Annotated in this window: 26 protein-coding genes and 1 tRNA gene; 13 read left to right on the plus strand and 14 right to left on the minus strand. The window is 67.5% G+C overall.

Annotated elements, in window-relative coordinates; translation table 11 throughout:
- The first annotated feature begins 140 nt into the window (after positions 1 to 140).
- On the plus strand, positions 141 to 1,973 hold the full coding sequence (locus tag EV138_RS12935; protein ID WP_133979005.1) for a glycoside hydrolase family 2 protein: 1,833 nt from the start codon (positions 141 to 143) through the stop codon (positions 1,971 to 1,973).
- Between the two features lie 69 nt (positions 1,974 to 2,042).
- On the opposite strand, the gene EV138_RS12940 is transcribed toward EV138_RS12935, so the two are convergent.
- Positions 2,043 to 3,242: a YeiH family protein gene (locus EV138_RS12940; protein WP_133979007.1), complete on the minus strand. Its 1,200-nt coding sequence runs from the start codon at positions 3,240 to 3,242 to the stop codon at positions 2,043 to 2,045.
- A gap of 111 nt (positions 3,243 to 3,353) precedes the next feature.
- On the opposite strand from EV138_RS12940, the gene EV138_RS12945 reads away from it, so the two are divergent.
- Positions 3,354 to 4,130: a GntR family transcriptional regulator gene (locus tag EV138_RS12945; protein ID WP_133979009.1), complete on the plus strand. Its 777-nt coding sequence runs from the start codon at positions 3,354 to 3,356 to the stop codon at positions 4,128 to 4,130.
- A gap of 46 nt (positions 4,131 to 4,176) precedes the next feature.
- Here the strand turns inward: EV138_RS12945 and EV138_RS12950 are convergent, their stop codons facing one another.
- Positions 4,177 to 5,121: an MBL fold metallo-hydrolase gene (locus EV138_RS12950; RefSeq protein ID WP_133979011.1), complete on the minus strand. Its 945-nt coding sequence runs from the start codon at positions 5,119 to 5,121 to the stop codon at positions 4,177 to 4,179.
- A 131-nt stretch (positions 5,122 to 5,252) separates the two neighbouring features.
- On the opposite strand from EV138_RS12950, the gene EV138_RS12955 reads away from it, so the two are divergent.
- A complete protein-coding gene (locus EV138_RS12955; protein ID WP_133979013.1) occupies positions 5,253 to 6,134 on the plus strand; it encodes a LysR family transcriptional regulator in 882 nt (293 codons plus the stop codon).
- Complete coding sequence (locus EV138_RS12960; RefSeq protein WP_133979015.1) at positions 6,131 to 7,012, plus strand: serine hydrolase; 882 nt, start codon at positions 6,131 to 6,133, stop codon at positions 7,010 to 7,012. Before EV138_RS12955 ends, EV138_RS12960 begins: the two co-directional genes overlap by 4 nt.
- Here EV138_RS12960 and EV138_RS12965 read toward each other — a convergent pair.
- The gene (locus tag EV138_RS12965) at positions 7,009 to 7,404 is read right to left on the minus strand and encodes a RidA family protein (protein ID WP_133979017.1); all 396 of its coding nucleotides are present in this window, start codon (positions 7,402 to 7,404) and stop codon (positions 7,009 to 7,011) included. The genes EV138_RS12960 and EV138_RS12965 overlap by 4 nt on opposite strands.
- A gap of 87 nt (positions 7,405 to 7,491) precedes the next feature.
- A complete protein-coding gene (locus tag EV138_RS12970; protein ID WP_133979020.1) occupies positions 7,492 to 8,127 on the minus strand; it encodes a flavin reductase family protein in 636 nt (211 codons plus the stop codon).
- Between the two features lie 65 nt (positions 8,128 to 8,192).
- On the opposite strand from EV138_RS12970, the gene EV138_RS12975 reads away from it, so the two are divergent.
- Positions 8,193 to 8,900, plus strand: a complete 708-nt coding sequence (locus tag EV138_RS12975) for an ArsR/SmtB family transcription factor (protein WP_133979022.1) — start codon at positions 8,193 to 8,195, stop codon at positions 8,898 to 8,900.
- Between the two features lie 100 nt (positions 8,901 to 9,000).
- On the plus strand, positions 9,001 to 9,240 hold the full coding sequence (locus EV138_RS12980; RefSeq protein WP_133979024.1) for a hypothetical protein: 240 nt from the start codon (positions 9,001 to 9,003) through the stop codon (positions 9,238 to 9,240).
- A 187-nt stretch (positions 9,241 to 9,427) separates the two neighbouring features.
- Here EV138_RS12980 and EV138_RS12985 read toward each other — a convergent pair whose 3' ends face one another.
- The 4 genes from EV138_RS12985 to EV138_RS13000 all read right to left on the minus strand — a co-directional run bounded on the left by EV138_RS12985 (position 9,428) and on the right by EV138_RS13000 (position 12,044).
- The gene (locus tag EV138_RS12985) at positions 9,428 to 10,102 is read right to left on the minus strand and encodes a GAF and ANTAR domain-containing protein (protein WP_133979026.1); all 675 of its coding nucleotides are present in this window, start codon (positions 10,100 to 10,102) and stop codon (positions 9,428 to 9,430) included.
- 330 nt (positions 10,103 to 10,432) lie between these two features.
- Complete coding sequence (locus EV138_RS12990; RefSeq protein WP_133979028.1) at positions 10,433 to 11,095, minus strand: anti-sigma factor family protein; 663 nt, start codon at positions 11,093 to 11,095, stop codon at positions 10,433 to 10,435.
- Positions 11,092 to 11,622 carry a sigma-70 family RNA polymerase sigma factor gene (locus tag EV138_RS12995; protein ID WP_166678570.1) on the minus strand — a complete coding sequence of 177 codons (531 nt, stop codon included), beginning with the start codon at positions 11,620 to 11,622 and terminating at the stop codon, positions 11,092 to 11,094. The genes EV138_RS12990 and EV138_RS12995 overlap by 4 nt, the downstream gene beginning before the upstream one ends.
- A gap of 20 nt (positions 11,623 to 11,642) precedes the next feature.
- Entirely contained in the window at positions 11,643 to 12,044 is a 402-nt protein-coding gene (locus EV138_RS13000; protein ID WP_133979030.1) for a DoxX family protein, read from the minus strand.
- A 223-nt stretch (positions 12,045 to 12,267) separates the two neighbouring features.
- Here EV138_RS13000 and EV138_RS13005 point away from each other — a divergent pair.
- Both EV138_RS13005 and EV138_RS13010 read left to right on the plus strand, forming a co-directional pair.
- Positions 12,268 to 12,340 (plus strand) — tRNA-Lys (locus tag EV138_RS13005).
- A gap of 286 nt (positions 12,341 to 12,626) precedes the next feature.
- A complete protein-coding gene (locus EV138_RS13010; protein WP_133979032.1) occupies positions 12,627 to 13,535 on the plus strand; it encodes an NADP-dependent oxidoreductase in 909 nt (302 codons plus the stop codon).
- A gap of 276 nt (positions 13,536 to 13,811) precedes the next feature.
- On the opposite strand, the gene EV138_RS13015 is transcribed toward EV138_RS13010, so the two are convergent.
- Both EV138_RS13015 and EV138_RS13020 read right to left on the minus strand, forming a co-directional pair.
- Positions 13,812 to 14,234, minus strand: a complete 423-nt coding sequence (locus EV138_RS13015) for a hypothetical protein (protein WP_133979034.1) — start codon at positions 14,232 to 14,234, stop codon at positions 13,812 to 13,814.
- Between the two features lie 1,147 nt (positions 14,235 to 15,381).
- Positions 15,382 to 16,365 carry a phosphotransferase family protein gene (locus EV138_RS13020; RefSeq protein WP_238158102.1) on the minus strand — a complete coding sequence of 328 codons (984 nt, stop codon included), beginning with the start codon at positions 16,363 to 16,365 and terminating at the stop codon, positions 15,382 to 15,384.
- 369 nt (positions 16,366 to 16,734) lie between these two features.
- Here EV138_RS13020 and EV138_RS13025 point away from each other — a divergent pair, with 369 nt between their 5' ends.
- Positions 16,735 to 17,619, plus strand: coding sequence for a hypothetical protein (locus tag EV138_RS13025; RefSeq protein WP_133979036.1), 885 nt, complete (start codon positions 16,735 to 16,737; stop codon positions 17,617 to 17,619).
- Between the two features lie 118 nt (positions 17,620 to 17,737).
- A complete protein-coding gene (locus tag EV138_RS13030) occupies positions 17,738 to 18,556 on the plus strand; it encodes an endonuclease/exonuclease/phosphatase family protein (protein ID WP_133979038.1) in 819 nt (272 codons plus the stop codon).
- On the opposite strand, the gene EV138_RS13035 is transcribed toward EV138_RS13030, so the two are convergent.
- Complete coding sequence (locus EV138_RS13035) at positions 18,549 to 19,877, minus strand: MFS transporter (protein ID WP_133979040.1); 1,329 nt, start codon at positions 19,875 to 19,877, stop codon at positions 18,549 to 18,551. The two genes, EV138_RS13030 and EV138_RS13035, sit on opposite strands and share 8 nt — an antisense overlap.
- Positions 19,878 to 20,294: 417 nt before the next feature.
- On the opposite strand from EV138_RS13035, the gene EV138_RS13040 reads away from it, so the two are divergent.
- A complete protein-coding gene (locus EV138_RS13040; RefSeq protein ID WP_255513749.1) occupies positions 20,295 to 21,236 on the plus strand; it encodes a cation diffusion facilitator family transporter in 942 nt (313 codons plus the stop codon).
- A gap of 117 nt (positions 21,237 to 21,353) precedes the next feature.
- On the plus strand, positions 21,354 to 22,307 hold the full coding sequence (locus EV138_RS13045; protein ID WP_133979044.1) for an SMP-30/gluconolactonase/LRE family protein: 954 nt from the start codon (positions 21,354 to 21,356) through the stop codon (positions 22,305 to 22,307).
- Between the two features lie 5 nt (positions 22,308 to 22,312).
- Here EV138_RS13045 and EV138_RS13050 read toward each other — a convergent pair whose 3' ends face one another.
- Complete coding sequence (locus EV138_RS13050) at positions 22,313 to 23,275, minus strand: methyltransferase (protein ID WP_166678571.1); 963 nt, start codon at positions 23,273 to 23,275, stop codon at positions 22,313 to 22,315.
- Positions 23,276 to 23,388: 113 nt separating this feature from the next.
- Between EV138_RS13050 and EV138_RS13055 the strand changes: the two genes are divergently transcribed.
- Entirely contained in the window at positions 23,389 to 23,889 is a 501-nt protein-coding gene (locus tag EV138_RS13055; protein ID WP_202866705.1) for a tetratricopeptide repeat protein, read from the plus strand.
- Between the two features lie 9 nt (positions 23,890 to 23,898).
- Here EV138_RS13055 and EV138_RS13060 read toward each other — a convergent pair whose 3' ends face one another.
- Both EV138_RS13060 and nhaA read right to left on the minus strand, forming a co-directional pair.
- Entirely contained in the window at positions 23,899 to 24,354 is a 456-nt protein-coding gene (locus EV138_RS13060; protein ID WP_133979048.1) for a rhodanese-like domain-containing protein, read from the minus strand.
- A 101-nt stretch (positions 24,355 to 24,455) separates the two neighbouring features.
- Complete coding sequence (gene nhaA, locus EV138_RS13065) at positions 24,456 to 26,393, minus strand: Na+/H+ antiporter NhaA (RefSeq protein ID WP_133979050.1); 1,938 nt, start codon at positions 26,391 to 26,393, stop codon at positions 24,456 to 24,458.
- Positions 26,394 to 26,420 lie beyond the last annotated feature (27 nt).

Genomic DNA, 26,420 nt, shown 5'->3' on the forward strand with positions numbered 1-26,420 from the left:
GGCCTGCAACTTGCTGCAATTCGAGGTTTCTCGAAAAGTATTGACAACGCTGTCTTCGCGGATGGTCAGCCCATTGCCGCCGGAATTCCAACGTTGTAGTGTCATCGCGACCGCGCACTCCACCGCATCGGAGGCCCTCGATGTCATCCACCCCGGTCCAGTCCGGACCACCCCGCCCCGAGCACCCCCGGCCGCAGTTCGTCCGGCCCGACTGGCTGACCCTGAACGGCGAGTGGCAGTTCGAGCTCGACCGCTCCGACTCCGGCCTCGAGCGCGGCGTCCGCGACCGCGACCTGCTGCAGCGGATCGTCGTCCCGTTCGCCCCCGAATCGCAGCTGTCCGGGATCGAGAACGTCGACTTCCTCGAAGCCGTCTGGTACCGGACCACGGTCATCGTCCCGGCTTCCTGGGACGGCCGGGAGGCGGTCCTGCACTTCCAGGCCGTCGACCACGACGCGACCGTCTGGGTGAACGGCGTCGAGGTTGTCCGCCATCGTGGCGGCTTCACCCCCTTCAGCGCTTCACTGGCCGGCGTGGCCGAGCCCGGCGAAGAGGCCGTGATCGTGGTGCGCGCACGGGACACACGGTACGGCGTACAGGCTCGCGGCAAGCAGAGTCAGCCGTACTTCAACGCCGACTGCCACTACACGCGGACGACCGGGATCTGGCAGACCGTCTGGCTCGAGGCCGTTCCGACCGTGCACCTGCTGCGGCCGCGAATCACCCCCGACGTGGCCGGCTCTTCGTTCCATCTCTCCGTTCCGATCTCGGCGAACAAGCCGGGCTGGAAGGTGCGCGCCGTCGTGTCCGACGACGCGGGCGAGGTGGTGAGCGCCGAGGTCCGGGCCGATCTCGACCTCGCACCGCGCCTCGTGCTGGCGATCCCCGCCGACCGGGTCAGGCTGTGGGACACGACCGACCCCCACCTGTACGGCGTACGGCTCGAACTGATCGATGCCTCCGGCAACATTGTCGACAGTGCCGGCAGCTATGCCGGACTGCGATCGGTGTCGATCAACGGGCAGGCCGTTCTGATCAACGGCAAGCACGTGTTCCAGCGGCTCGTACTGGACCAGGGCTACTGGCCCGAGAGCCTGATGACGGCTCCTTCGGAGGAAGCCTTGGTGGCGGACATCGAGTTGAGTCTCGCGGCCGGGTTCAACGGGGCACGGCTGCACCAGAAGGTCTTCGAGGAGCGGTTCCTGTACCACGCGGATCGGCTCGGTTATCTGGTCTGGGGCGAGTTCGGCGACTGGGGTGCGAGCGTCGCCGGGACCGGGGAGGGCAACCAGCAACCGACAGCGTCGTTCGTGACGCAGTGGCTCGAAGCGGTCGAGCGGGACTACAGCCACCCGTCGATCATCGGCTGGTGCCCGCTGAACGAGACGCATCAGTTGCTGCACGACCGGATCACGCAGCTCGACGACGTCACCCGGGCGATGTTCCTTGCCACGAAGGCCGCCGACACCTCACGGCCGGTGCTCGACGCGTCGGGCTACTCGCACCGGGTGCCGGAGACCGACATCTGGGATTCGCACAACTACGTACAGGATCCGGTGGAGTTCGGCAAGCAGATGGCCGGCCTTGCCGACGGAACGCCGTACGGGAACACCGGTGGCGCGGACGATCGGCCGATCTCGCTGGCCTATGCGGGCCAGCCCTATTTCTGCAGCGAGTTCGGCGGGATCTGGTGGAACCCGGAGGCGGCCGAGAGCTCGTCGGGGAACGACAACACCGAATCTTGGGGCTATGGGCAACGAGTCGCGGACGAGGAGGACTTCTACGACCGGTTCGCCGGTCTGGTGGACGTGCTGCTCGACAACCCGTTGATGTTCGGCTATTGCTACACGCAACTGACCGACGTCTTCCAGGAGGAGAACGGGATCTACCGCTTCGATCGCTCGGTCAAGCTCGACGTCGCCCGGATCCGCGCCGTTCAGCTTCGCCCCGCAGCCTTCGAGTCACGCGAGTAGCCGAAGGTCGCCGAGCAGCCGGAGATCGCCGAGCAGCCGGAGATCGCTCCGGCTGCTCGGGCGTACCGGTCAGAGAGTGTTCGTGAGGAGTTGGAGTAGCAGGCTGGTGGTGGCTACTGCGACCCAGAGGATCGCGCCGAGCAGGAGAGGACGGAGGCCGGCGGCGCGGAGTTCGGCGGGGCGGAGTGAGAGGCCGATCGCGGCGAGGGCGCAGGTGATCAGGAAGGTCCCGGTCAAGGTCAGCCCCGGCTGCCAGGCGTCGGGCACCAGCCCGGCACTCCTCAGTGCCGCGGCCGCGACGAAGCCGACCAGGAACAACGGCACCAGCTTCCGCCACGGCAGACCGCGCCGCTCCCCACCGACAACCTCTACGTGGCGCTGTCCCTCCGCCGTCGGCTCATCGGCGTTCGCGTTCCGGCCGACGCGCGTCGTACGGGCGTCCCGGCGGGACTTCAGAACGACGAGGGTGAGGACGATCGGGACGAGGGTGAGTGAGCGGGTGAGTTTGACGACCAGCGCCTGGTCGCCCGCCGACTGGGAGTAGGCGTAACCGGCTGCGACGACCGATGAGGTGTCGTTGATCGCAGTACCGGCCCACAAGCCGAATGCTTCCGGGCTCAGCCCGAGAAGATGGCCGAGCGGCGGAAACGCCAGCACAGCAACGACATTGAAGGTGAAGATCGTGGCGAGCGCGTAGGCCACCGAGGACCGCTTCGCCCCGATCGCGGCTGTTGCGGCGGCGATCGCCGACCCGCCGCAGATCGCAGTACCGACTCCGATCAACGTCTGCGTATCACCCCGTACGCCGAGCAGCCGGCCGAACACCCAGGCACCACCCAGTGCGACGGTCAGCGTGCCGAGCATCACCGGCAACGAGGACCCACCCACGCGCACCACTTGCTGCAGAGACAGCCCGGTGCCGAGGACGACGATCGACAACTGCAACAGATTCTTGGAGGCGAAGTCGTACCCCGGACGCAACCGCTCACGCCGCAACACCGGCACGACGACGCCGGCCAGCACCCCGAGCACGATCCCGAAGACCGGTCCCCCGACCACCGGCACCAACCGCCCCAGCACCACGGCAAGCGCCGCCAACACGACCACAACCCCGACCCCAGGCAATCGCCCCACCCACTTGGCAAGGGACCGGACAGGAGCGGCGGCGTCGTGGGGCGGGTCGATGGCGTCGGTGCTGGCGGCCTGCGCGGCGCTGGACGGGGTTGGGGTCGGGCGGTGCTTGGGTGACCTAACCTCGACGTGCAGCATGCGGCGGGCCTCTCCGGAGTAAATGTACGCACATTTACGCTAAGAGATGACCGGACATTTGGCAAGACGGTGCGCTGCGCCGTCCCTGGAGGAGTGGGAGCTGACGACCGGATGACCGAGCGCAGGCTCGACCGCAGTGGTGGTCAGACGCTGTGGAAGCAGTTGCAGCAGGACCTGGTCCGACGGCTCCGGGCCGGGGAGTTCGACGACCTCTTCCCCGGTGAACTCGCCTTGGTGGAGGACTACGCGGTCAGCCGGCACACCGTCCGCCAGGCGCTCGCCAAACTGCGCGCGGACGGGCTGATCGTCGCCGAACGCGGTCGCCAACCGCGCGTCGCGACGACCCCCGAGATCCGCCAGCCGATGGGCGCGCTGTACAGCTTGTTCTCCTCGGTCGAGGCGTCCGGCCTCGACCAGCACAGCGTCGTACGCGCCCTCGACGTCCGCGCCGACGGGGTGATCGCAAGCCGCCTCGACCTCGAAGCGTCGAGCCCGCTTGTCTATCTGGAACGCGTCCGCTTCGCAGGCGACGAACCGCTGGCGCTCGACCGAGTCTGGTTGCCGAAGGCACTGGCCGAGGGACTCCTCGATGCGGACTTCAGCCACACCAGCCTCTACAACGAACTGGCCGAGCGAACCGGCCTCCGCCTGGACCACGGCCGCGAAGACATCCGCGCGGTCAACCCGACCCCGGCCGAGCGCGCGCTCCTGCATTGCCCGGCCGACGCCGCCGCCTTCTCGATCAACCGGCTCGGGCACGCCCAAGGCCGCAAGATCGAATGGCGCCACACCGTCGTCCGCGGCGACCGCTTCGCCCTCGCCGCCGAGTTCTCCGCCCATCAGGGCTACCGGCTGACCCCCGCCACCACCGCCACCTCGCTCCCCTGACGGAGGGCCGGGGCCAGGTCGCCACCGCCAGCCGCGGACCCCTCGGTCAGAGGGTGGTGGACTGGAGGTGGTCGACCACGACGAATTCGGCACCGGCGGCGGCTACCGACGTACGGAGTTTGCTGAGGCCGCCCCAGTCGACGGCCGGCTTGTCCAGGGGTTGGTCGAAGTCGTCCCAGTGCGTGGCGATCACCGTCTTGACCGGCTTGAGCGTCGCCAGCAGCCGATCGGTCACACCCGGCTCACCACCCGGCGCAGCGAGCACGACGTCGACCTGGAGATCGCGCAGCGCCCCGGGATCGAAACCCGCAGTACTGAGACTCAGGATCCGCAGCCCACCGATCGTCAGTACGTAGGCCAACGTCCCGCCCTCGACCAGATCCGCGATCGTCCGCGGCCTGGCCGGTACTGCGCCCGGCCGCGTCCCCGGGAAGGCGAACTGATGCCGTTTCCCACCACACGAGTGCACCGACCGGAACACCTCGACGGTGAACCCCTCGAACGGCAGATATTCGCCACCCGACACCTGCGACAGCTGATCCGACGGCGCACGCAGAGCGCGGAGAAGGTTCAGGTGGGTCTCGTTGCCGAGCACGGTCGCGCTCGTCTTGCGCGCGACGTACGGCACGTCGGGGAGATGGTCGTAGTGACCGTGATGCACGAGGATCGCGTCGGCCGTGGTCACATACCGGTCGATGATCGCCGGCGAACTCACGATCCGCGTCCCCGGATCCGCACCCGCGGCCGAGTAGGTCCCGGTGTGAAAGCGCGTCAACCAGGGATCAGTCAGTACGACGTACTTCCCGCACCGGATCTGCCAAGCGTGATTCCCCCACCACGTGAACTCCACCGGCTCCCGCACCCCGACCCGAGCCGCCGCACCCGTTGCGGCATCGGCGCCTCCAGCAGCCCGTACTCCGGCCGCTCCGGCCACCGCCGCTGCCGTCGCCGCCGTGCCACCGAGCAGGACCCGTCTCCGACTGACCGACATTCTCGCCTCCTCCCGCCCACCGGCCTGCCCGGCAAGCGGTCCCTAGTCAAAGTCCCGGCGACTCGTCATGTCGAATAGGCTCTTGCACATGAACCGATCCGCTGGTGATATCGAGGCAGGTCAGCCGGGTCATGCTGACTGAGCGACACCTGCAGATCTTTGTGGCGATCGCCGACGAACGACACTTCGGCGACGCGGCCCGGGTCGTCGGCATCACCCAGCCACCGCTGTCCCAAGGCCTCCGCCGGCTGGAAGCTCTGGTCGGCGCCAAGCTGTTCGAGCGCGGTCCCGGCCAGGTCGAGCTCACCCCCGCCGGCGCCGCCCTCCTTCCCTTCGCCCGCCGCGCACTGAACTCGTTCGACGAGTTCCACCAAGCGGCGAGCGCCCAGGACCCGGAGGCACCCGAGCTACGCCTTGGCCTGACCCCTGAGGTCCCCGCGGCAGTCGGCGCTGCAGTAGCGGCCGCCTGCACCGAGGCCCTTCGCAGTACGCGAGTCTCCGTAGTCACGGCTCCGACAAGCTCGCTTGTAGCTGCCGTAGCGAGCGGGCGGCTCGGGCTGGCCGCAGTACTGCATCCCGCAGTGCTGGACGGCCTGCAAGCCGGGCCGGTCACGCTGCTGCCGACCTGGGCACTGGTGCCGACTTCGCTCGTTCCGGACAACGGCGAAGCGCTGCAGCTTGGAAAGCTCAACGGGCTCCCGGTAGCGGTCCGACCTCGCGCCGAGGCACCGGCAGCACGCGACCTGTTCCTCGACACACTCGCCCTGCACCGCCCGACGGGCGGCACAGTAGTGGTCACCGACGAACGCGCCGGACTGGCAATGGCCGCAGCCGGCCAGGCGATCCTCGTGACCCCGGACCCCCACCTGGAAGCAGCAGGCGTCGGCCGCCACCGCCTGGTCGACGATCCACTTCCAGTCCGACTCCGCCTGGTCTGGCCGCAATCCCGTACGCCGTCCGCGCTGCCCGCCGAGGTCATTCCGCACCTGACGAAGGCGTTGGCCGCCTCATGAACGCCTCCACCGGCCGGATCCGCGCGATCTTCGAGGACGCCGGCGTTCGCGGTTGGCTGCACGCGACCCCGCTCGACCGACCGGACGAAAGCATCGAGGTCGACTCCGACGCCGTAGTACCGCTGGCGTCGGTCTACAAGTTGCCCCTGCTCGTCGGCTTCTGCCAGCTCGTCGACCAGGGCCGGCTGGACCCCCGCGAACAGGTCACTCTGTTGCCTGAAGCAAGGACTCCTGGTCCGACCGGGCTTTCCTTGCTGGCCGATCCGATCACGATCTCGCGGCGCGACCTCGCTGTCTTGATGATGACGGTCTCCGACAACGCCGCGGCGGACGCGCTCCTCGACCACGTCGGCCTCGACCGGCTCGCGACCATCCTGCGCGAGCTCGGCCTGACCCGGACCCGGATCCGACGTGGAGCCGCCGACAACCTCCGGGCGCTGCAGCGCAGTACGGGCGCACCTGACGCCGACGCGGCGCTCGCAGTACTGGCGGACAACGACCGGACCGATCCGCCCGGTGTCTACGAAGCCGCGAACGCGTCGTCCGGCACCGCTCGCGAACTCACCCGACTCCTGAGCCGGCTGTGGACCGGCGACCTGCTGTCGGCCGGGCAAACCCAGTTCGCCAGAACCACGATGGAACGGCAGATCTTCCAGCACAGGATCGCCGCGGGCTTCCCGTACGACGGGGTGCGCGTCGCCGGGAAGACCGGGACCTTCGGGGCGCTCCGGCACGAGGCCGCCGTGGTGACCTTGCCCGGTGGGGACGCGTACGCCGTCGCCGTGCTCACCCTTGCCGCGCGAAGCGACAGCCGCCTCCCCCGGGTCGACGCCGCCATCGGCGAGGCCGCCCGGGTCGCGGTCGATCTGTTGCGCTAGTCGTTCACCACCGCGAAGGCCTCGATCTCGATGAGCGCCTCGGGGCTGAACAACGAGACCACCTGCACCGCAGTACTGGCCGGCGGATTCGCCGTGTCGATACGGGTATCGCGCACGGACCGGATGACCGGCAGGAACGCGATGTCGGTGACGAAGACGCCGAACTTCACCACGTCGGCGAAGGTCGCGCCGGCAGCGGCGAGACAGCGTTCCAGGTTGGTGAAGACCTGCTGCGCCTGCGCCGCCGGGTCGCCGTCGCCGACCAGGTTGCCGTCGGCATCCAGCGCGACCTGACCGGCGATCGCCACCCAGCGTCCCGGGCCGGTCACGACATGGCTATAACCGTTGCCCGGAGCAACAGCGTCGGGCAACGGGTACGAGAGATTCGTCAAGGATTCCTCCAGGGTCGATGCTGGACACCATCCTCGCCGACCGGCTCGAGTCGTACCACCGCATACTTCGCATACCCGGCATGCCGCTCAGGCATGGCCACAGACGCCGGCCGCGACCCGGGCTCGCGGCGTCTCGGTGCGGAACGACTCGCCGAGCTCCGGCCCGAGACCGAAGTAGTGCCGGAAGTTGTACACCAACGGCGACCAGGCACCGGGATCGACGTACGAAGTGCCCGGTACGACGACGCGCTCGTCCGCATGCACGCGCAGGACCTTCGCCTGCACGACGAAGAAGTTGCCCTCGGCATCCAGTCGTACGTCGATCGCGCGCGCCTCGAACTGCAAGGGACATTCGGCGACCCGCGGCGGCCGGACCAGCTCGGACGGGACCGGCGTCAGCCCGGCCGTCTCGAACTTGGCCGGTTCGTAGCGGAACCGCTCCTGCTTGGCGGCCGGCACCGGATCGCGCCCGGTGCAGCCGGCGATCCGCTCGACGTTGCGCCACAACTCGGGCGACGGGAAGTTGATCACCAGGTCGGGCCGTTGCCTCAGGTTGGCCGCTGTGTGACCCTCCTGACCCAGGCCGAGTACGACGACGTCACCGAGCGCCCACGCCGACGACATCGGCGCGAGGTTGAAGGTGCCGTCGGGGTTCTCCGTCGACAACAGTTCGACCGGCGTTCCGACGTACAGGATGGACGGTTCGATCGTGAGGTGAGTCATGCGTCCGACGCTAGGAGCCGGACGCTTCGGTGGGCGCCGAACCGACCGCGAGGCAGGATGGTGGGGTGAACATCGCCAGCGAAGGCCAGGAGCTTGCCGCCTGGGCACGGATGCTCGCCGACAGCACCCGGGCCACGGCGTGCCTCGCGCTGCTCGACGGACGAGCGTGGACGGCGACCGAACTCGCGCGACTGGCAGGCGTTTCGCGACCGACGATCAGCGAGCACCTGAATCTGCTGGTGTCCGGCGGCCTGCTCACCGAAGTACGGCAAGGACGGCACCGCTATGTGAAACTGGCCGGGCCCGAAACGGCTGAACTGCTGGAAGGACTGGCGGCGCTGGCGCCTCGGCGTACGGAGATTGCCACCAGCCTCGCCGCGGCGAGCAAGCGGGACGCGTTCGCCCGAGCCCGCACCTGCTACGACCACCTCGCCGGGAGACTCGGGGTGGCGTTGACCGATGCGATGACAGAGCGCGGCTTGCTCGACTGGTCCGACGGCGTCGCGTTGACGACGGAAGGCCAACGCTGGTTGGAGAACCTCGGCATCCAGGTCGACGCGGGCCGTGGCCGACCGTTGGTCCGGTCGTGCCTCGACGTGACCGAGCGACGGCCACACCTGGCCGGCCGGGTGGGTGCGGCGTTGTGCGAACACGCTTTGAAACAAGGGTGGGTGACGCACATCACTGGTGGCCGCGCACTCAAGGTGACTGGTTCGGTGCGCGATCTGGGGTTGCCCGCGGGCGTCGTACGGGACCTACTGTCCCGAGGCTGACGCGGGGAAAATCCGTCGTTCCTTCCAGTGCGTGAGATCGGTGTGACCTGGGACACGCATCGGATGGGCAATCCGGCCCGATTCGGCCTACCCTTCGGCCATGACTGGTTTCGAGCCCGACACCGAACTGGTGTCCCGCCTCTCCTTGCCCAGCCATGTGGTCGTCCTCGTGGACGGCCGCTGGTACCGCGGCTGGCTGATCGGCCGCGAGCACGAGGAGACGGGATGGACCGGCACGGTGCAGTACGAGGGCGACGACGGTACGGAACGGACGGAACGCCTGCCGGCGAACCGGATCGCACTGCCGGAGTCGCACCGACCGACTGAGCGAGCGTCGTAGGAGGAGGCACAGCGCGAAGGCCCCCTGGAGATCTCCAGGGGGCCTTCGCGCGTAACGACAAGGTCGGGGCGCCTCGAGCGACAGACGAGAACCCCGCCCCAGGCCCTTCGGGCGGTTGACCTGGGGCGGGATCCTCAGTGGCGTTACACACGGTGTATCGGTGATCACACCCCAGGTGTTACACGGATCAGGAAAGTTTCCTCGTCCGGATGAGCCGCTCGGCCACCTCACGCAACCGCACGTTGTTGTCCTGCGAATACCTGCGCAGTACTGCGAACGCTTGCTCGTCGGTGAGGCCGAACCGCTCCATCAAGATCCCCTGCGCCTGCCCGACCAGCCGCCGCGAGTCGATCGCCTCCCAGAGGCTGGACTCGCTGCGGGCATTCGCCACCGCGACCGCGGCATGGTCGGCGTACATCTGGGCCGTCACGTCGTCGGACTCCCCGAACCGATCGGTCGCCGGGTCGAAGAGGTTCAGTACGCCGACCGTCCGGGTGGGCGTCCGGAGCCGGACCGACAGCACGCTCCGCAGGGCGACCTCTGTCATCTCGGCCGACCATCGAGGCCAGCGCTCGTCGGCGGCCGCGTTGCCACTCACCACGCTCCGCTCCTCCTGGACCGCGTCGTACGTCGGGCCTTCGCCGAGCTCCACCTGCAGCCGGTCGGCCTCCTCGACCAGAGCGTCGGTACTGACGGCTGACTCCAGCCGGCCGGCACGCTGAGTCAGTACGACGCTGGCGTGGTTCGTGGCGAGCGCGGTCAGGACGAACTCGAGGAATCGCTCGGCAGTCTGCTCGACGTCAGGCTGTTCATGCAGGATCTGGGCCATCCGGGCCAGGTCCTGGGCAAAGCCGTCCTTCACGCTGCCTTGTCCGGGGAAGGCAGGGGCACTGCTGTCGTCACGGGTGTGGTCCTCAGGGGTTTCGGATCCGCTCGTGGCGGCATGCTCCGTCGCCGGCTGACTTCCCAACCGCGTTGAACTTTAACATCCGGGCCTCCGGGGTTGGGGCGCCCGGAAGCCGTCCGGAAACTGGTCTGAAAAGTGGTCTGGAAAGGGGCGATCCCGACGCACGTGTCTGGACGCCGGGACCTGGATTGAACGGCCTCTCGAGCGACCGTTCACTCCTGACCTCACTGGTGCCCTAAACGGTGGTCCCCATTCGTTGCCGCGGCCCCTGACTTCAGCGAATCCTCAGAAATGCACGGCCAGCAGGATCCGGCCGGTCTCCGAACTCCTGATGTCGAGCGCCCGGATCTCACCGCGATGCAGCTTGGTGGTGGCGGCCGGCTTCACCGTCGTACCGGGCGCGGCGGTCCAGCTGGCGATCAGCGTCGCCTTGCCGGAGCCGTCGGTCACGAACAGTTCGTACCCCCGAGCGCGCTCACTCGGCGTCGCCAGTTCGTCGTACCGGCAACTGATCTCGATCGTCGTGCCCCACCGCTCGTCGACCAGCCGCGCATCCGCCGACAACTTGCTCGCCACCGTCTGCGCCAGCACCACGTAGTCACCCGACGGATCCTGCCGGGCGAGCGGGACCGCCACCACCGCGCCGATCACGGCAGCGGTGGCGGCGGTCGCGGCGATCAACCCGGCGAGCCGTAGTCTGCGGCGCCGGCGGTCCTTCTGCACGGCTCGGGTCAGGCCGGGCAGCAGGTTCGGCGGAGTGACGGCGATCGTCGCGAGCGCCCGGTCGTCCGGCAACACCTTGAGCGTGCCCGGTACGCCGGCCAGCGCCGCCACCTCTTTTGCGCAATCCGGGCAGGTCCGCAGATGCTCCTCGTACTGGCGTCTCTCCGGCGCCGACAACGCCCCGAGCAGGTACGCCGCATCCCACTCGCGGTACGGATCGCTCATTCCTTCGTCACCCCCCTCTCCAGCAACGCCAGCTTCAGCGCCCGCAACCCGTAGTGCAACCGCGACTTGACCGTCCCGGCCGGGATGTCGAGCTCCTCGGCGATATCGGTGACCGTGCGACGTCCGTAGTACGCGCGCACGATCACCTGCCGATGGTCGTGCGACAACTGCGCGAGCGAATCGGACACCAGCCACGCGTCCAGTACCGCGTTGGCATGGTCGGCGCTCGGTCGCTCGGGCAGATCGTCACTGGCCACCTCCCGGTTGACCCGGGCGCTGCGCCGATCGTCGATGACCAGATTGCGCGCCACCGTGAACAGCCAGGCCCGGGCCCCCGCCTCGTCCTCGGTCAGGATCTGCGGCCGGCGCCAAGCGCGCAGCAGCGTCTCCTGAACGATGTCCTCGGCGAACCGGTCGTCCCCCGTCAGCCGGACCACGAACCGCCACAACGAGGGCGCGTGCACATCGTGCAACTCACGCAACAGCGCCGCCCGGTCGTCGGCCATCGGCGCTCCAGCTTCTGTCATCGTCGTGGGGCTCGGTCGGGTCAGTCTGCCGCAGCCACCAGCTCACGATCCCGCCGGAGACTGCTCTCGAGAGCCCACGCCCCCGACCCGAGGAACGCGATCAGCAGGAACGCGAACGCGAACAACGCCGCCTTCTCCCCGCCATTCTGCACAGGCAGCAGCGCGTCCTTCTGGTGCACGGTGAAGTAGGCGTAGGCCATCGACCCGGAGCACAGCAACGCGGCGTACCGCGTCCCCAACCCCAGCATCACGAACAACCCACCGACCGCCTGGATCACCGAAGCCCACCACCCCGGCCAGACGAACGCCTGGATCTGATCCGTGCCCAGTACGCCGAACAACGCGGCGGCCCCATGAGTGGCGAACAAGAACCCCACCACAATCCGGAACAACCCCAGTACCTCGTGACGCCAGCGCTCCATACTCACTCCTCAGGTGAACGGGACGGGTTCAACGCCACCGGCCGGCCTCACCCGCCCAGCAGCGCCCTTCTCCCGCTTGAACGAACCGCCCCACCATCCGGTTCAACCGTCCGTAATCTTTTAATCACCCTCCGAATCCATTGACATCCCACCCTCCGACCCGCTAGACCACCCCAACGAGCGAAACCACCCGCAAACCTGACACACTGTCCCCACCACCCAGGGGCCTCTAGCTCAATTGGCAGAGCAGCGGACTTTTAATCCGCGGGTTGTCGGTTCGAGTCCGACGGGGCCTACGCATCTCGTACGCCGGGGAAGTACGCCCGCTTCGCGCCTCCTTCGTCGGCGCTCGACCCACCCACCCCAAGTCCGCCGCTCCTTCGTCGCGGCTCGCGGTTTGGTGCGGGTTGTCTGCTGCCCGGTTCGTCCCTGCCTAGAGGGTTGCCGCCAGTAAGGAGTGCTCAGGCGATCGCTGAGCTGCCAGTGGCCCATCGAAACTGCTTGTGAATGGACCAGTGGTCGTGGGGTGCGGGTGTCTACGGTCGAGGGGAGGGATTACAACGACGACTGCGAAGGATTCTCATGCGTGCCATCACTGTCCGGGATCGGGAGGCTGACGGCTTTGGGTTGTCGCTGAGCGAGCTGCCGTCTCCCAGCGCTGCTGAGAACGACGTTGTTGTTGAGGTTCATGCCGCCGGGTTTCTTCGGGGTGAGCCGGAGTGGCCTAGTACCTGGGCCGATCGTGCGGGGCGTGATCGTACGCCGAGCGTTCTTGGCCACGAGGTGTCTGGTGTAGTTGTCGAGCTCGGATACGGTACGACCGGTCTCACGATTGGGCAGCGGGTCTTTGGGCTGACCGACTGGGCTCGCAACGGTTCGCTCGCCGAGTACACCGCCGTCGAGGCTCGCAATCTGGCGCCGCTGCCCACCGACGTCGACCACACGACTGCAGCGGCTGTGGTGATGCCGGGGCTGACGGCTTGGCAGGCGCTGTTCGACCATGCTCACCTCCAAGCGGGCCAGAGCGTCCTTATTCATGGTGCCGGCGGCTCTGTCGGCTCGGTCGCCGTACAGCTGGCCCGCGAGGTCGGAGCCCACATCATCGGCACTGGTCGGGCCGCCGACCGGGACCTGGCTGGCACGTTGGGCGCTCATGAGTTCGTCGACCTGGACGGCGACCGTCTCGAGGACGTTGGCGAGGTCGATGTGGTGTTCGACGTGATCGGAGGGGAGATCCTCGACCGCTCTACCGCGCTGTTGCGCCCCGGCGGCACGCTCGTCAGCGTTGCCGCGCCGCCAACTGTCCATCCTGACAACGGCAGGGCAATCTTCTTCGTCGTCGAGCCTCATCGCGAACAGACGGCCCAGTTGGCTGCTCGCCTGCGCGATGGTCGACTCACACCGCTCGTCACGGCCGTCCGCGACCTGGCCGACGTCCCCGCCGCCTTCACAGAACGCACACGCGACAGGATCATCATCAAGGTGAAATGAATGAATCAACCGTCCTCTTACTGGAACCCCGGAAGACAGAAGCCAGTCGCACGATCGACCACCAGCTGAGTGTGTTGTTCGGCTTCTATGAGTGGGCGTGCTCGACCGGCGCGGGCCGCTCGTTAACCCCGTGCCGGCGTTGACCGGGCGTGGTGTCGTTCTGGTTGGCGAGCGGTGCGCGTGCGACCGACTTGCTGGGCCCGAGTTATGACCGTGACGTGATGCGGGCGCACGAACACGTGCATTCACGGTCTGCATTCATCGTCAGGTCGGGATCTACTGCGTCAGGCCGATCGCGATCATATGAACGGTCGCCCGGGCCAGGTACTCCGCGCTCTTGTACCAGGTCGTGAAGGTGACCGACAGCTCGTACGGCGGCGCCGAATAGCGCGCCGACACCTCGGTAGCACCCGACCCGCCGACCAACTCCAGGGGCTGGCCGAGCTTGCCGACGACCACGGGATAGGTGTCGGTGAAGGCCAGGCCTCCCGGCAGACTCCCGGCGTACTGGGAGAACCCGCCGCCGCCTTCGTTGGCGTACAGAACGATCGACGTGACGGTCATTGACGAATCCATGTCGAGTTCGAACCCGTAGTCGTTGCACATGATGTTTCCCAGTTGCCCTGGCCGCAGTCCGCACCGCTGGGCCCACGCATCCACCCGCGGGTCCGACATCGGCCGGCCCAGCAGCCCCAGCACGCCCACTTCAGGCTGCGGAGCGCTCGAAGGAACGGAACTGGGTGCCCTCGAGGGACGGGTACTGGTCGGCACCGGCGAAGGCCGGGTGCTGGTCGGCTGCGGAGACGGAATCGCCGTCGGGGACGGCAACGTCTGAGTCGGCACCGGAGTGGGGATCGGACCGACTTTCGGGTCCTGAGGCCACAGAAGCACCCCCGCCACCAAAACCACACACAACAGAGCGACACCGGCCAGCACCCACCAGACCCGCGCCGGCCCTCTCGATCCCGGCGACCGACCCGGCCCGCCCGGTCCACCGGGTCCGCCCGGACCGGGCACGCCGGGACCTGGGGGACCACCAGGACCGCCCTGGTACGGATCCACCGGCCCAGGCTGGTACGGCCAACCGGGCGTCGATCCCCCCAGCGGTGTCCGCGGCGGGTACGGCAGCGGTGGCGGTGGCAGTGGCGGTGGCGGTGGCTGCGGCGGTGGCTGCGGCGGTGGCGGTGGCTGGGCGGACTGCGACGACCCCATGATGACGACCTCTCGGCTGTTGTCTCGTGTGGCCACCATCGCTTGCCCGCCCGGTTCACCGCAGGGGCGAAAGGCACCATCTGACCAGGCATTTCGCCCAGCCACTGCCGCGTGGAAAGGATCGGCAATTGGACCGGTCCGCCATGACGGCCGGGTGACAACCGCCGAAGAAGTCTTCGCGAGCAACAACCTCGGCCTGGGGTCTTCGAACGAACGCGGTCTTTGCTGGAAGAAGCGATCGAAGTGCGGGCGGCGAAGGGCCGATCACCTTCCGGCGCCGACGCGGCTTTGCTTACCTCTGGAAGCCCGGCCGGTAGCTCCACGCCCAGACCGCCAAGGTCGTGCTGCCGATACCTCTCGGCAAACACGACCCCGTCGCAGCGCCGTTTGACTATTTCAGTGAAGGAAGTCATCTCACTTCAGCTCGAACCGCGAACGATCCATCGCCAGCGTCGCCACCGCGACCTCGACCAGCAGCCCCGCCCGGCATGCGGTTAGGCCCGGGGAGTTGGATTTCGGCCCGGGCCAGTTCCGGCGCTACCGGCCCGAGGAGATCGGGGCCGGCTTGGCCGCGATCTCAGTGTTGCTCGAGGCAAGCTTTCGGCCTGCCAAGCTGACCGGCCGCCGGCGGCTGCTACCAGACGAGGTTGTCTAGGTGGTTGTGGCCGGAAAGTAGGTTAGCGATTCGGTGTTGCGCCGCTGCGCGTGTCTCGGGCTCGGGGTGGTGGGCGTAGAGCGCGAGTTCGCCGTACATGTCGTAGAAGTTCAGCCGCTCGCGCAGATGCTCGCGCTCGAACAGTTCCGGATATGCGCTGTGGAGCCATCCGGGGATTGCTGTGAGGATGGTCTCGTCTAGGCCTTGTTCGTTGGGGGTGGGTGGGTATTCGCGTGCCCTCGCGCACCAGCGCAGGATGGTGTCGAGTTCGACGTCCGCTGGCTGAGTTAGCGCCTCGGCGAAGTCGATAAGACCGGTGACTCGCCCTTGGTCGACGATCACGTTGGATCCGTGGAGATCGCCGTGGACGAGGACGGGTTCGTCGGCGGCGAACAGGGCCAGCCGGTCCTGGATCCAGTCGGCGACGTCCGTGAGCAGGCGCGAGTCGTGGCTGGGCTGTCGTCGGGCGGCCTCGACCTGCTGGAGGGTCGCGCTCACTACGGGTGGGTGGAACGCGGGCCACGGCTTGCCGGCGAGCGCGTCGGCCAGCCAGGGCGGCAGGAGGTCGGCGGGGGCAGGAATGCGGTGAAGTGCGCGCAAGGCGGCGCCGAGGCTTTCGATCATTGCTTGGCGCGTGTGCGAGTCGGCCGCCGGCCATGCGTCGTACAGGGTTCGGCCGGGTAGGCGTTCGGAGATGTACCACGGGCCGTCGGGGCCGTCGCCGTGGGCGAGGTGGCGGGCGTGTGGGACCTCGGTGCCGGCGAGCAGGTTGACGACTGTGGCCTCGTGGCGGTAGGCGTCGCGGAATTGTGCGTTGGTGTTCAGCCGTACGACGTACTCGTCGCCGACCCACACGCGGCTGACCCAGCCGGCCTTTGATACAAAGCGCCCGGTTGCTGGAAGACCAGCGGCCGCCAGTGTCCTCCGCAGCGCCGGATCGGTAGCCCAGTCGCCGTCGGTCATGAGCGCGAGCCTATTCGTCAGGGGGCTGCGGCGATACGGGTTTCCAATTAGCCGCCGCCGCAGACCGCCGGCCTGTGCAATACGTCCCGAGCGGCTTTCCCAGTGATGACCACTACCTGTGTCACCGGCATTCGGCCGCCGGTGTCGCCGCGGCCGCGCAGGCTATCGCACCGGCCGAGATGTTGCTTTCGGCAAGTTCGAAAGTTGCTGAATGCTCTCAGTTGACCACTCCTTGCGGCTGGTTCGGGTCGACTTTCTTCTGGAGATCGTGGTCTCCGGGGGGGCGATTGATTGCCTGGGGCATCAGAAGGTGCTGCGCCGCGGGGCAATGTCTGGACGGGCGGGGAGGCGTCGGTGCACTGTGGAAGGGTGGATCTGGATGCGGTGGCGGTGGAGCTGTACGGGCTTGCGCCGGAGGAGTTCACCGCTGCTCGTAATCAGTTGGCCAAGACGGTTGGTGGTCAGGCCGCTGCCGTGATCAGGGCGCTGCGGAGGCCTACTCTGGCGGCGTGGCTGGCCAACCTGCTGGTCCGGACCGATCCGGACGGCGTTGATGCCCTCACCGAATTGGGCGAAGAGCTGCGCGCTGCTCACCTGTCGGCCGACGGCGCCAGGCTGCGCTCTCTCACCCCGAAACGCCACGCGCTGGTCAAAGAGCTCGTGGCCTCCGCCAGAGCTGAGGCAAGCGCCCTCGGTCGGTCGATCACTCCCGCGGTCGTCGAGCGCCTTACCGAGACGCTTGATGCCGCGCTCATCGATCCCGGCGCCGCGCAGCTGCTTCGGACTGGCCAGCTGACCAGCGCGTTGCGGCATGTCGGGTTCGGTGTGGTCGACGAGTCGGGCGAACCGGCCAAGCTCGCGCCGATGAAACCTCGCACTGTCCGCAGCGCGCCGGCCAAGAAGGCGACCAAGGCGGCGCGGCCGCAGCAGTCTGGTGCTGAGCGAGCTCTGCAGCGGCGCCGGGAAGAGCTACAGAGCCACGCCGATGAGCTCGAGCAGGAGTATCTACAGGCCGAGAAGGAACGGGCCGAAGCCGAGTCGGTCCTCGACGCGCACCAGCATCACGCCGGCGATCTGCAGGCCACGATCGGCCGGCTGACCGAGGAACTCGACCAAGCCCGGCAACAACTGAAGGGCACGCAGCGCGAAACAGCACGGCTTGAACGGGCACTGGACCGGGCAACGCGGACCGCCGCGCTGGCACGACGACGGCGCGACGCCCAACTGGAGCGGATCGCAACCTTCGACGCCTGAGCCCTGCCGCTGGACGAAGGGCGGCGCCTCCTCTCGAGGGCCTGGTGGGATCAGTGGTGACCCAGTCGTGTGGTTCGGTTTGGGGAGGAGAACTGGACTACACCAGAAAGGTTGTGCCGTGCGTAAGAGCAGCCGCCGCCTGTTCGCAGTACTGACCGGATTGCTTTTGCTGACGCCGACGGTTGCCGTCGCGGCGCCGGCTCGGGAGGTCAGTACGTTGTCTGTGTTGACGTACAACATTCATCACGCCGCCGGGGTGGACGGGGTGGTGAATCTTGAGCGGATTGCTGGGGTGATCAGTCAGTCGGGGGCTGATGTGGTGGGGCTGCAGGAAGTGGATGTTCACTTTGATGCGCGGAGCAATTGGGTGGATCAGGCTGCCTGGCTGGCTGATCGGCTGGGGATGGAATACCGGTTCGCGGCGAATCTTGATCAGCCGCCGGTGAATGAGGGTGAGCCGCGCAGGCAGTACGGGACGGCGATTCTCTCGAAGTACCCGATCAAGGATTTCAGCAACACCTTGCTGCCCTTGTACGCCGGTAGCGAGCAGCGCGGGTTGGCTGTGGCGACCCTGGACGTGGGCGGGCGAGATGTGCGGTTCGCCAATACCCATCTTTCCAAGCTCACCTCGGCGGAGCGGGTCGAGCAGGCGCAGAAGATCGTTCAGCTGTTGTCGGGGTCCACTGCGCCGACGTTGCTTGTCGGCGACCTGAACGGCGTACCGACGTCGCCGGAGATCAAGACGCTGACCGCGGTTTGGGCCGACACCTGGGCCGAGGTCGGTTTCGGGCTGGGCTTCACCAATCCGTCGCTGCTCCCGACCTCCCGGATCGACTTCACATTGCACTCTTCGGCTTTGAAGGCGAAGACCGCCAAGACCCCCAGCACGCTCGCCTCCGACCACCTTCCCTTGGCGACCACCTTCGAACTCAGCTGACCGACGCAACCGTCGTTGGGGGTAGGGCGAAGTAGGCGTAGATGCCGGCGCAGAGGATCAGGGCTGCTGAGGTGAGGAAGATCGTGTCGATTCGGCCGAGGTGGAGGCCGAGGACGGTGGCATGGAAATCGCGGAGGGTAGTGCTGGCCAAGGAGCCGGCCACCACCACCGAGATCATTGACGCTGCCGTGACGATCGGGCTGAGGACGCCCATCATGCGGCCGGTGAATTCCTTGGGAGTCACCGCCAGCAACTGTGGGCTGATGCCGGCATTCATGACTGCTACAGGAATGGCCATCACGAACATGAGGGCCACTGCGACGGAGTAGTGAGTCTGGCGGGAGAGGGCTGCGATTCCGGCGCCGCCGAAGATCAGGCCGAGCCAGGTGACGTTGCGGGCATGGAGGAGTCTGGTCAGACGGCCTGAGATCAAGGAGCCCGAGACCGCTCCCGCGCCGTACGCCATCCAAAGGATGCCGAGGAGGCCGGCGCTGACGTGCAGGTTGTCGGTGACGAAGAAGACCATCAGGGCGGTGAGTGCGCCGGTGCCCAGCGACGAGATGACCATGACCGCGAGCAGAGCGATGAGGAAGCGGTTGCGGGCGAACATCTTGATGCCGTCGGCGAACTGCGTGCGCCACGGCGTCCGATCGGCGGCCGAGACGTCGGTCCGGGTGGCGTCGGCGGCCGGGAAGCGGACCGAGCGGATGGCGAGGTAGGAGACGACGTACGAGGCGCAGTTGATGAACATCGCCCATTTGATGCCCAGGGCAAACAAGAGCGGCGCGGCGATCGGCGGGCCGAGGATGACGGCGGTCGCGGCGGTCGCCTGACCGAGCCCGAACGCCTTGGCCCGATCAGCCTCGCCCTCGACGATCTCGCCGATGGTGGCGAACCGTGCCGGGTTGAAGAACTGCCCGGCGGAGTTGACGACGAGGACCACGGCGTACAGCAGAATCAGCCAGACACCGACCGGGAGGGTGGAGGTCGGCAGAAGGGTGATCAACGCGAGGGTGCCGACGACGAGGCCGCGGATCACTTCCGAACGGAGCAGCGTACGGCGAAGGCTCCAGCGATCCACGAAGACACCGGCCATCGGTCCGACCACCATCGTCGCGAGGAACGCGCACAGCATCAACCCGCTGACGGCAGCCGGGGCCCAGTGGCTGTGGGCCAGCAGTTCGGTAGCGATCCAGAGAGTCAGCGTTGTGTCGAAGACGTAGTCGCCGATCGACGAAACCGCCTGCCCATACCAAAGCCGAGCAAAGTCCCGATTAACCAGAAACCTCGAAACCCGTACGCCGGTTACCTCCTCCGCCATGGACCCCCGCCTCCTCGGATCAGAACCGCCGCGTGACTCAAACTTTGTAGATCAACCACCGGTGGAAAGCCGCCGTAATTGTCGACTGCGGTCGGCGGTTTGTACAGAGCGTCCGCCACGGCAAAAGCTGCAATTGAGTTGGCGGCGGTTGCCTCGTCGAACCAGGCGGCGGCTCGACTCACGGACGGTAGGAAGCTAGCCGCAGGTGACCGCGAGCCGCGACGGAGGAGCGGCGGATGGGGGTGGGTGGGTCGAGCGCCGGCGTAGGAGGGGCGATGCGGGGCACTTTCCCGGTGTACTTGAAGTGTTCAACCCGCGGGCGAAAGTTCGGTGTGCTACGACTGGCTGATGGTGTCTGAGCGGGATGGTGAGCGGGTGGTGCCGCCGGGGGATGGGCGGCATGAGTTGTTGAAGGAGGTGCCGGGGGCGCAAGGGGGTGGTGGGTCGGAGAGTTTGACGACTGTTTTGGTCGCGTTCTTGGCCAATGTATTGATTGCGGTGGCGAAGTCGGTGGCGGCCTTTATGACTGGGTCGGCCTCGATTTTGGCCGAGGCGGCGCACTCCTGGGCTGATGCGGGCAACGAAGTGTTTCTCCTGATCGCTAACCGGCGGGCGCACAAGCCGTCCGACGAGTTGCATCCGCTTGGGCATGGGCGGGAGGCGTATGTCTGGTCGTTGTTCGCCGCGCTCGGGTTGTTCGTGGCCGGCGCGGCGGTGTCCATCACGCATGGGGTCCAGGAGTTGATCACGCCCGAGCCGGCGGGGCATTTCGTTGTCGGGTACGTCGTACTGGGTGTCTCCTTCGTGCTGGAAGGGATCTCGTTCCTGCAGTCGGCGAGGCAGGCCAGGGCGGAGGCGCAGACGCTGCAGCGGGATTTGATCGAGCATGTGCTGGCCACGTCGGATCCGACGCTGAGGGCCGTGTTCGTGGAAGATGCGGCCGCGCTGTCCGGCCTGATCATTGCGGCGATCGGCCTCATCGCGCACGAGGTGACCGGGTCTTCGATCCCGGATGCGATCGGGTCGATCCTGGTCGGCGTACTGCTTGCGTACGTCGCGCTTCTGCTGATCAACCGCAATCGGCGGTTCCTCGTCGGGCAGGAGGCCGATCCGCGGGTTCGCGAGGCAGCCCTGCAGGCGCTGCTCGCTGCTCCGGAAGTTGCCCGGGTCACCTATCTTCGGCTCGAGATCGTCGGCCCGCGGATGATTTCGGTCATCGGCGACGTCGACCTGGCCGGTGACGACACCGAATCGCATGTGGCGGTGCGGCTGCGAGCCCTCGAAGCCCGGATCAGCGCGTCCCCGGCGGTTGCGGGCGCAGTACTGAGCCTCTCGGCACCGGACGAACCGTCACTCTGACGACGACGCTGCGAAGCCGCTGACTGGCACGCAGTGACAGGGGTTTCGGAGCCTGGACGGTCCGCAAATACAGGCCTAGCGTCGAAAGGAAGGGGCACGGTCAGGGGAGGAAACGTCATGCGGAAGGTCACGAGGCTGCTGGTCGCTGTGCCGGCCATGGTGATGATGCTCGGGATGGGCGCGCCGCCGTCGGTGCGGTCCATACCGCTGCCGAACGATTTCTCGCCGGAAGGCATCGCGGCGGGGGCAGGATCGACCTTGTACGTCGGGTCGCTGGTCGACGGGGACATCTATCGCACCGATCTGCGCGGACGCCACGGCAAGGTCTTCGTCGACGCGCCGGCCGGGCGGACGGCGCTCGGGATGAAGTACGACAACGCCCATCACCGGCTCTGGGTGGCGGGCGGGCCGACCGGTCACGCGTACGTCTACGACACCCGGACCGGAAGGTCGATCGCGGACCTCAGTCTCGGTACCGCCGGTGCATCGTTGATCAACGACGTGGTGATCACCAGGCACGCCGCGTACTTCACCGATTCCTTCAATCCCGTGCTGTACAAGGTGCCGATCGGGTACCACGGCTGGATCGGCCGACCGCACAAGATCACGCTGAGCGGGCCGGCGGCAACGATCGTCGCGGGCGGCTTCAACCTGAACGGGATCGCCGCACCCGACGACCACACGCTGATCGCCGACCACTCCGCTCTGGGCACCCTGGTCGCGATCAATCCGCGCACCGGCTCCAGCCACAGCATCCAGGTGACCGGCGGCACGCTGACCCCCGGATCACCCGACGGCATCCTGCTGCACGGCCGATCGCTGTACGTCGTCGAGAACTTCGCCGAGCGACTGGTCACGCTCAAACTCGGTCACGAGCTCCGTACTGCGCGGATCACCTCGGTGGTCACCGACGCGGACGTCCACGGCGCCTTCCAGATCCCGACCGCGGTCGCCGAGCAGAACGGCCGGCTGGCGGTGGTCAACGCCCGCTTCGACGTCGGCCTCCCGCCGCCGCTGGGCACCGGCGTACCACCTGGCACCGAGTACAACCTCGTTGTCCTCAAGCGATAACGACGTCAGCGGGCCTCGAGGACGGACATCCGGGCCGAGGTGTGGATGACCCGGGACAACTCGAGGTCCGCGGCGGCGAAGAGCGCGGCGTACTGCGCTTCGGTGCGCTCGCGGCCGCCGGGAAGGGTCAGCATGTTGAGGTCGGAGAACGCGGCTTCGGCCTCATGCCCGGGCAGACCGAGGAGGCCCTCGACGACCAGGACGACGCCGCCAGGCGCGAGGGATCGACGGCAGGTCCGCAGGATCGACACGCATTCCTCGTCGGGCCAGTCGTGCAGGATCGACTTGAGGAGATAGGCATCGGCGACCGGCACGGATTCGAAGAAGTTGCCGCTGGCAAAGGACCAGCGGTCCTCGACGGACGGTGACGCACCGGGCGGCGGCTTGTGGCCGACGACATGCTCCTGATCGAAGACGACCCCGGTCACCTGCGGATACCTGTCCAGTACTGCGGCCAGCAGCACGCCCAGTCCCCCGCCCACATCGACGACGGTCTTCACCTCACTGAAGTCGTAGGCCTCCGCGACCGCACCGGCGACCACTGAACTGAGCGCCGCCATGTTGTCGTTGAAGATCTCGTTGAATTCGGGATGCTCGACCCGATGCTCCCAGACATCCACCCCGTGTAAGGCCTTGAACGCGTTCTCGCCAGTGCGGATGCTGTGCGCGAGGTTCCCCCAAGCCGCCCAGAGAGCCGGATCCTGCATCATCCTCGCCAACGGACGCAGACTGCCCGGTACGCCGGTACGCAGACTCTCCCCCATCGGCGTATTCGCATACGCGCCGTCTTCCTCCGCATACACCCCCACGGCACACAGCACCCTCAGCAACCGCAGCAGCGAGTCCTCGTCGGCACTCGCCTCGGCCGCCAGTTCGGCGACCGTTCGCGGCCCATCGGCCAGCCGGTCGGAGATCGCCAACTCGGCGGCCACGCTCAGCGCGGCCGACAGCCGGAACCCAGTGATCATCGCTTGAAGTTCTTCTCGTCCCCCCATGCGCCAGATCATCCGCCACCAGACCCTCAAACACCAGAGCGGAACTGCTGCACCCATCCTGATCCGGTCGCGGGCATGATGGTGGGGTGAGTGACGACCTGACACCGGAACTGGCGGCGACGATCGCGGACGCGTTCGCCCGCCGGGACCGGCAGAACATGCAGCCGACCATCGACTTCTTCGAGGACCTGCTGACGAAGCATCCGGGCAATCCCTCCGTGCTGTACGAGGTGGGCGGGTCGTACGACACGGACGGGCAGGAAGAGAAGGCGATCGGCTACTACGAGCAGGCGCTGCCCGGGTTGAGCGGTGACACGAGGCGGCGTTGCCTGTTGCAGTACGGGAGCACACTGCGCAACCTGGGCCGCCTCGACGAGTCACTCGCGGTGTTTGTTGCCGCGTGCAAGGAGTTCCCCGAGTCGGACTCGCTCCGGGTCTTCAAGGCACTGACCCTGCACGCGGCGGGACGGGAGAGCAAGGCACTGGCGACGATGCTCCTGCTCGTCGCCGACCGGCTCGAAACTCCCGAGATCAAGCGCTACGAGGCCGCCATCCGCGGCAACGCCGACTACCTCGGCAATCTCTAGCCGGAGAGGTCAGCAGGCGCAGGCGATCCCTAGTGGGGCAGTCAAGGGGTCGGTCGCGCGGCGGTCGATGCCGGCCGCGGTTTCGACCGGGAGCCCTTCGCGCGTCCAGTACTCGAAGCCACCGATCATCTCCTTGGCCGGGTAGCCGAGTTTGGCGAATTCCAGAGCCCCCTTGGTCCCGCCGTTGCAGCCCGGGCCCCAGCAATAGGTGACGACCGAAGAACCAGCCGGTACTACGGAAGCCGCGCGGGCCGCGATCTCGGCCGTCGGCAGGTGGATCGCGCCGGGCACGTGCCCTTGGTCCCAGCTCGCCTGGCTCCGGGTGTCGATCAGCACCCAGCCGGTGACGCCGGCGCCGATGTCGGCGGCAACGTCCGAGGGGTCGGTCTCGTACGACAAGCGGGCGGCGAAGTGCGCGATCGCAGCCTCCTGGGCGGCGGGCAGAGTACTCAGCACCGATGACATCGCAGAACTCCTTCTCGTTCAGGAGCCTCCAGCGTCGGGCACGCACACCACCACCGAAAGTGGCAGAAAAGACCACCTACTACAAAATACTGCCAGGCACTCTACGCGGGATCGCCCGAGCCCGCCGGTGCGCGGCGGCGGCGGAGCAGAGGGCCGGGGTCGTCGGTCTTGATGGCGGCCCGGGCGCGGGCCGTCTTGATGGCGGTGGTCAGAGTCGGGACGTCGTAGGCGCCGTAGTGGCGTTGGCCGTTGATGAAGAACGTCGGCGTTCCGGAAACGCCGCTCAGGTCGGCCGACTCGACGTCCTGGGCGACACGGGCGGCGGCGACGTGGCGCTTCACGTCGTCGTGGAATCGCCGCGAATCGAGACCGAGCTGCTCGGCGTACGCCATCAGGTCCTTCGGCAGCAGGTCTTCCTGGTTCGCCAGCAGCAGATCGTGCATCTCCCAGAAACGACCCTGAGCGGCAGCGGCCTCGGACGCCTCGGCGGCGATCTGCGCGCGCGGATGCACGTCCGTCAACGGCAGGTGCCGCCAGACGTAGCGCAGGTCGTCGTCGTGGAGTAGATCCCGTACGACGGGTTCGGCCAGCCCGCAGTACGGGCATTCGAAGTCGCCATACTCGACCAGGGTGACCGAAGCGGAGGCCGGGCCGCGGATGTGGTCGCGACTCGGGTCGACCGGATCGATCAGGTCGACCAGTTGGTCCACGTCGCCGAGCAACGCCTTCGCCTTGCGGGCCGGGGAGAGCATGCGGGCCAGGCGAAACACGACCCAGGTGATCGCGGCCGACAAGACGACCGCCGAGAGCAACCCGACCTTGGCTTCCGCCAGCTCGGGACCGTCGAACGCCAACGTTGCTATCAGCAACGAGACGGTGAAGCCGATCCCCGCGATCGTGCCGCTGCCGGCGACGCCGGCCCAGCCGACCAGCGGACGGATCCGGCCACCGGTGAAGCGGGCGAGCGCCGACGACGTGACGATCACGGCGAGCGGCTTGCCGACGACGTACCCGGCGACGATTCCGAGCGTGATCGGCGAGCTGACCGCCCGGGAGAGGAAGCTCGCGTCGATCGTGACACCGGCGTTGGCCAGGCCGAAAAGCGGAACGATCAGGTAGCTCGTCCACGGGTGGTAGAAGTGCTGCAGCCTGGCGTTCGGTGACAGCGTCGAGGTGAGGCCGACCGTCGCGGTGCGCGCCAGCTCGGGGGTCGGTTGCTCGCGGAAGAGGCGGAAGAGTCCGGTCGCCTGCTCGAGTTCGTCGCGACCGGGCGAGTACGCGGAGGCAGTGAGCCCGATCGCCAGGCCGGCCACCACCGGGTCCACCCCGCTGGTCAGCAACGCGGCCCAAGTAACGATGCCCAAGGCAACATAGACGGACGGATGCCGGAACTTGAGCAGAGCCGCGATCAGGACCGCCGCGAAGGCAGCGACAGCGATGACCAACGGCATCAGGGAAATGTTCTCGCTGTAGACCACGGCAATGACCAACAAGGCGATCAGGTCGTCGACCACGAAGACCGTCAGCAGGAAGACCCGCACACGATCCGGTACGCCGCGGCCGACCAGCGCGAGCAGACCGAGGGCCAGCGCCGTGTCGGTGGACATCGCGACGCCCCACCCGTGCGCGCCGGGGCCGCCGTGGTTGAAGGCGAGATAGATCAGGACGGGCGTCACCATGCCCGCGACGCCGGCGATGACCGGCAGCACGAACCGACTCCGGTCGCGCAGGTCGCCGAGGTCGAACTCGCGGCGCGCCTCCAGACCGACCACGAGGAAGAACAGCGTCATCAACCCACTGTTGATCCACTCCTGCAACTCCAGACCGAACTCGTGCCCACCGAAGGCGAACGAGAGCTCGGTGTGCCACAACGCGTCGTACGATCCCGGGGCCAGGTTGGCCCACGCGAGCGCCACCAGGATGGCGGCAGCCAGTACGCCGGAGCTGCCGGCCTCCGTCGTCAGGAACGCGCGCATCGGCGCGGCGACCTCGCGGGTCCAGTTCGTGCGGCCGCTCCAGCGGGCCGCGAAGTCGCTCATAGCCGTCAGCATACTGCCCGGATTGGG

Source organism: Kribbella voronezhensis (assembly GCF_004365175.1).
In the GTDB taxonomy this organism is placed as follows: domain Bacteria; phylum Actinomycetota; class Actinomycetes; order Propionibacteriales; family Kribbellaceae; genus Kribbella; species Kribbella voronezhensis.

Excerpts from the sequence above, each read along its gene's own strand:
- EV138_RS12935 (WP_133979005.1), top strand. The coding sequence starts at position 141 with ATGTCATCCACCCCGGTCCAGTCCGGACCACCCCGCCCCGAGCACCCC.
- EV138_RS12940 (WP_133979007.1), bottom strand. The coding sequence starts at position 3,242 with ATGCTGCACGTCGAGGTTAGGTCACCCAAGCACCGCCCGACCCCAACC.
- EV138_RS12945 (WP_133979009.1), top strand. The coding sequence starts at position 3,354 with ATGACCGAGCGCAGGCTCGACCGCAGTGGTGGTCAGACGCTGTGGAAG.
- EV138_RS12950 (WP_133979011.1), bottom strand. The coding sequence starts at position 5,121 with ATGTCGGTCAGTCGGAGACGGGTCCTGCTCGGTGGCACGGCGGCGACG.
- EV138_RS12955 (WP_133979013.1), top strand. The coding sequence starts at position 5,253 with ATGCTGACTGAGCGACACCTGCAGATCTTTGTGGCGATCGCCGACGAA.
- EV138_RS12960 (WP_133979015.1), top strand. The coding sequence starts at position 6,131 with ATGAACGCCTCCACCGGCCGGATCCGCGCGATCTTCGAGGACGCCGGC.
- EV138_RS12970 (WP_133979020.1), bottom strand. The coding sequence starts at position 8,127 with ATGACTCACCTCACGATCGAACCGTCCATCCTGTACGTCGGAACGCCG.
- EV138_RS12980 (WP_133979024.1), top strand. The coding sequence starts at position 9,001 with ATGACTGGTTTCGAGCCCGACACCGAACTGGTGTCCCGCCTCTCCTTG.
- EV138_RS12990 (WP_133979028.1), bottom strand. The coding sequence starts at position 11,095 with ATGAGCGATCCGTACCGCGAGTGGGATGCGGCGTACCTGCTCGGGGCG.
- EV138_RS12995 (WP_166678570.1), bottom strand. The coding sequence starts at position 11,622 with ATGACAGAAGCTGGAGCGCCGATGGCCGACGACCGGGCGGCGCTGTTG.
- EV138_RS13000 (WP_133979030.1), bottom strand. The coding sequence starts at position 12,044 with ATGGAGCGCTGGCGTCACGAGGTACTGGGGTTGTTCCGGATTGTGGTG.
- EV138_RS13010 (WP_133979032.1), top strand. The coding sequence starts at position 12,627 with ATGCGTGCCATCACTGTCCGGGATCGGGAGGCTGACGGCTTTGGGTTG.
- EV138_RS13020 (WP_238158102.1), bottom strand. The coding sequence starts at position 16,365 with ATGACCGACGGCGACTGGGCTACCGATCCGGCGCTGCGGAGGACACTG.
- EV138_RS13035 (WP_133979040.1), bottom strand. The coding sequence starts at position 19,877 with ATGGCGGAGGAGGTAACCGGCGTACGGGTTTCGAGGTTTCTGGTTAAT.
- EV138_RS13045 (WP_133979044.1), top strand. The coding sequence starts at position 21,354 with ATGCGGAAGGTCACGAGGCTGCTGGTCGCTGTGCCGGCCATGGTGATG.
- EV138_RS13050 (WP_166678571.1), bottom strand. The coding sequence starts at position 23,275 with ATGATCACTGGGTTCCGGCTGTCGGCCGCGCTGAGCGTGGCCGCCGAG.
- EV138_RS13060 (WP_133979048.1), bottom strand. The coding sequence starts at position 24,354 with ATGTCATCGGTGCTGAGTACTCTGCCCGCCGCCCAGGAGGCTGCGATC.
- nhaA (WP_133979050.1), bottom strand. The coding sequence starts at position 26,393 with ATGAGCGACTTCGCGGCCCGCTGGAGCGGCCGCACGAACTGGACCCGC.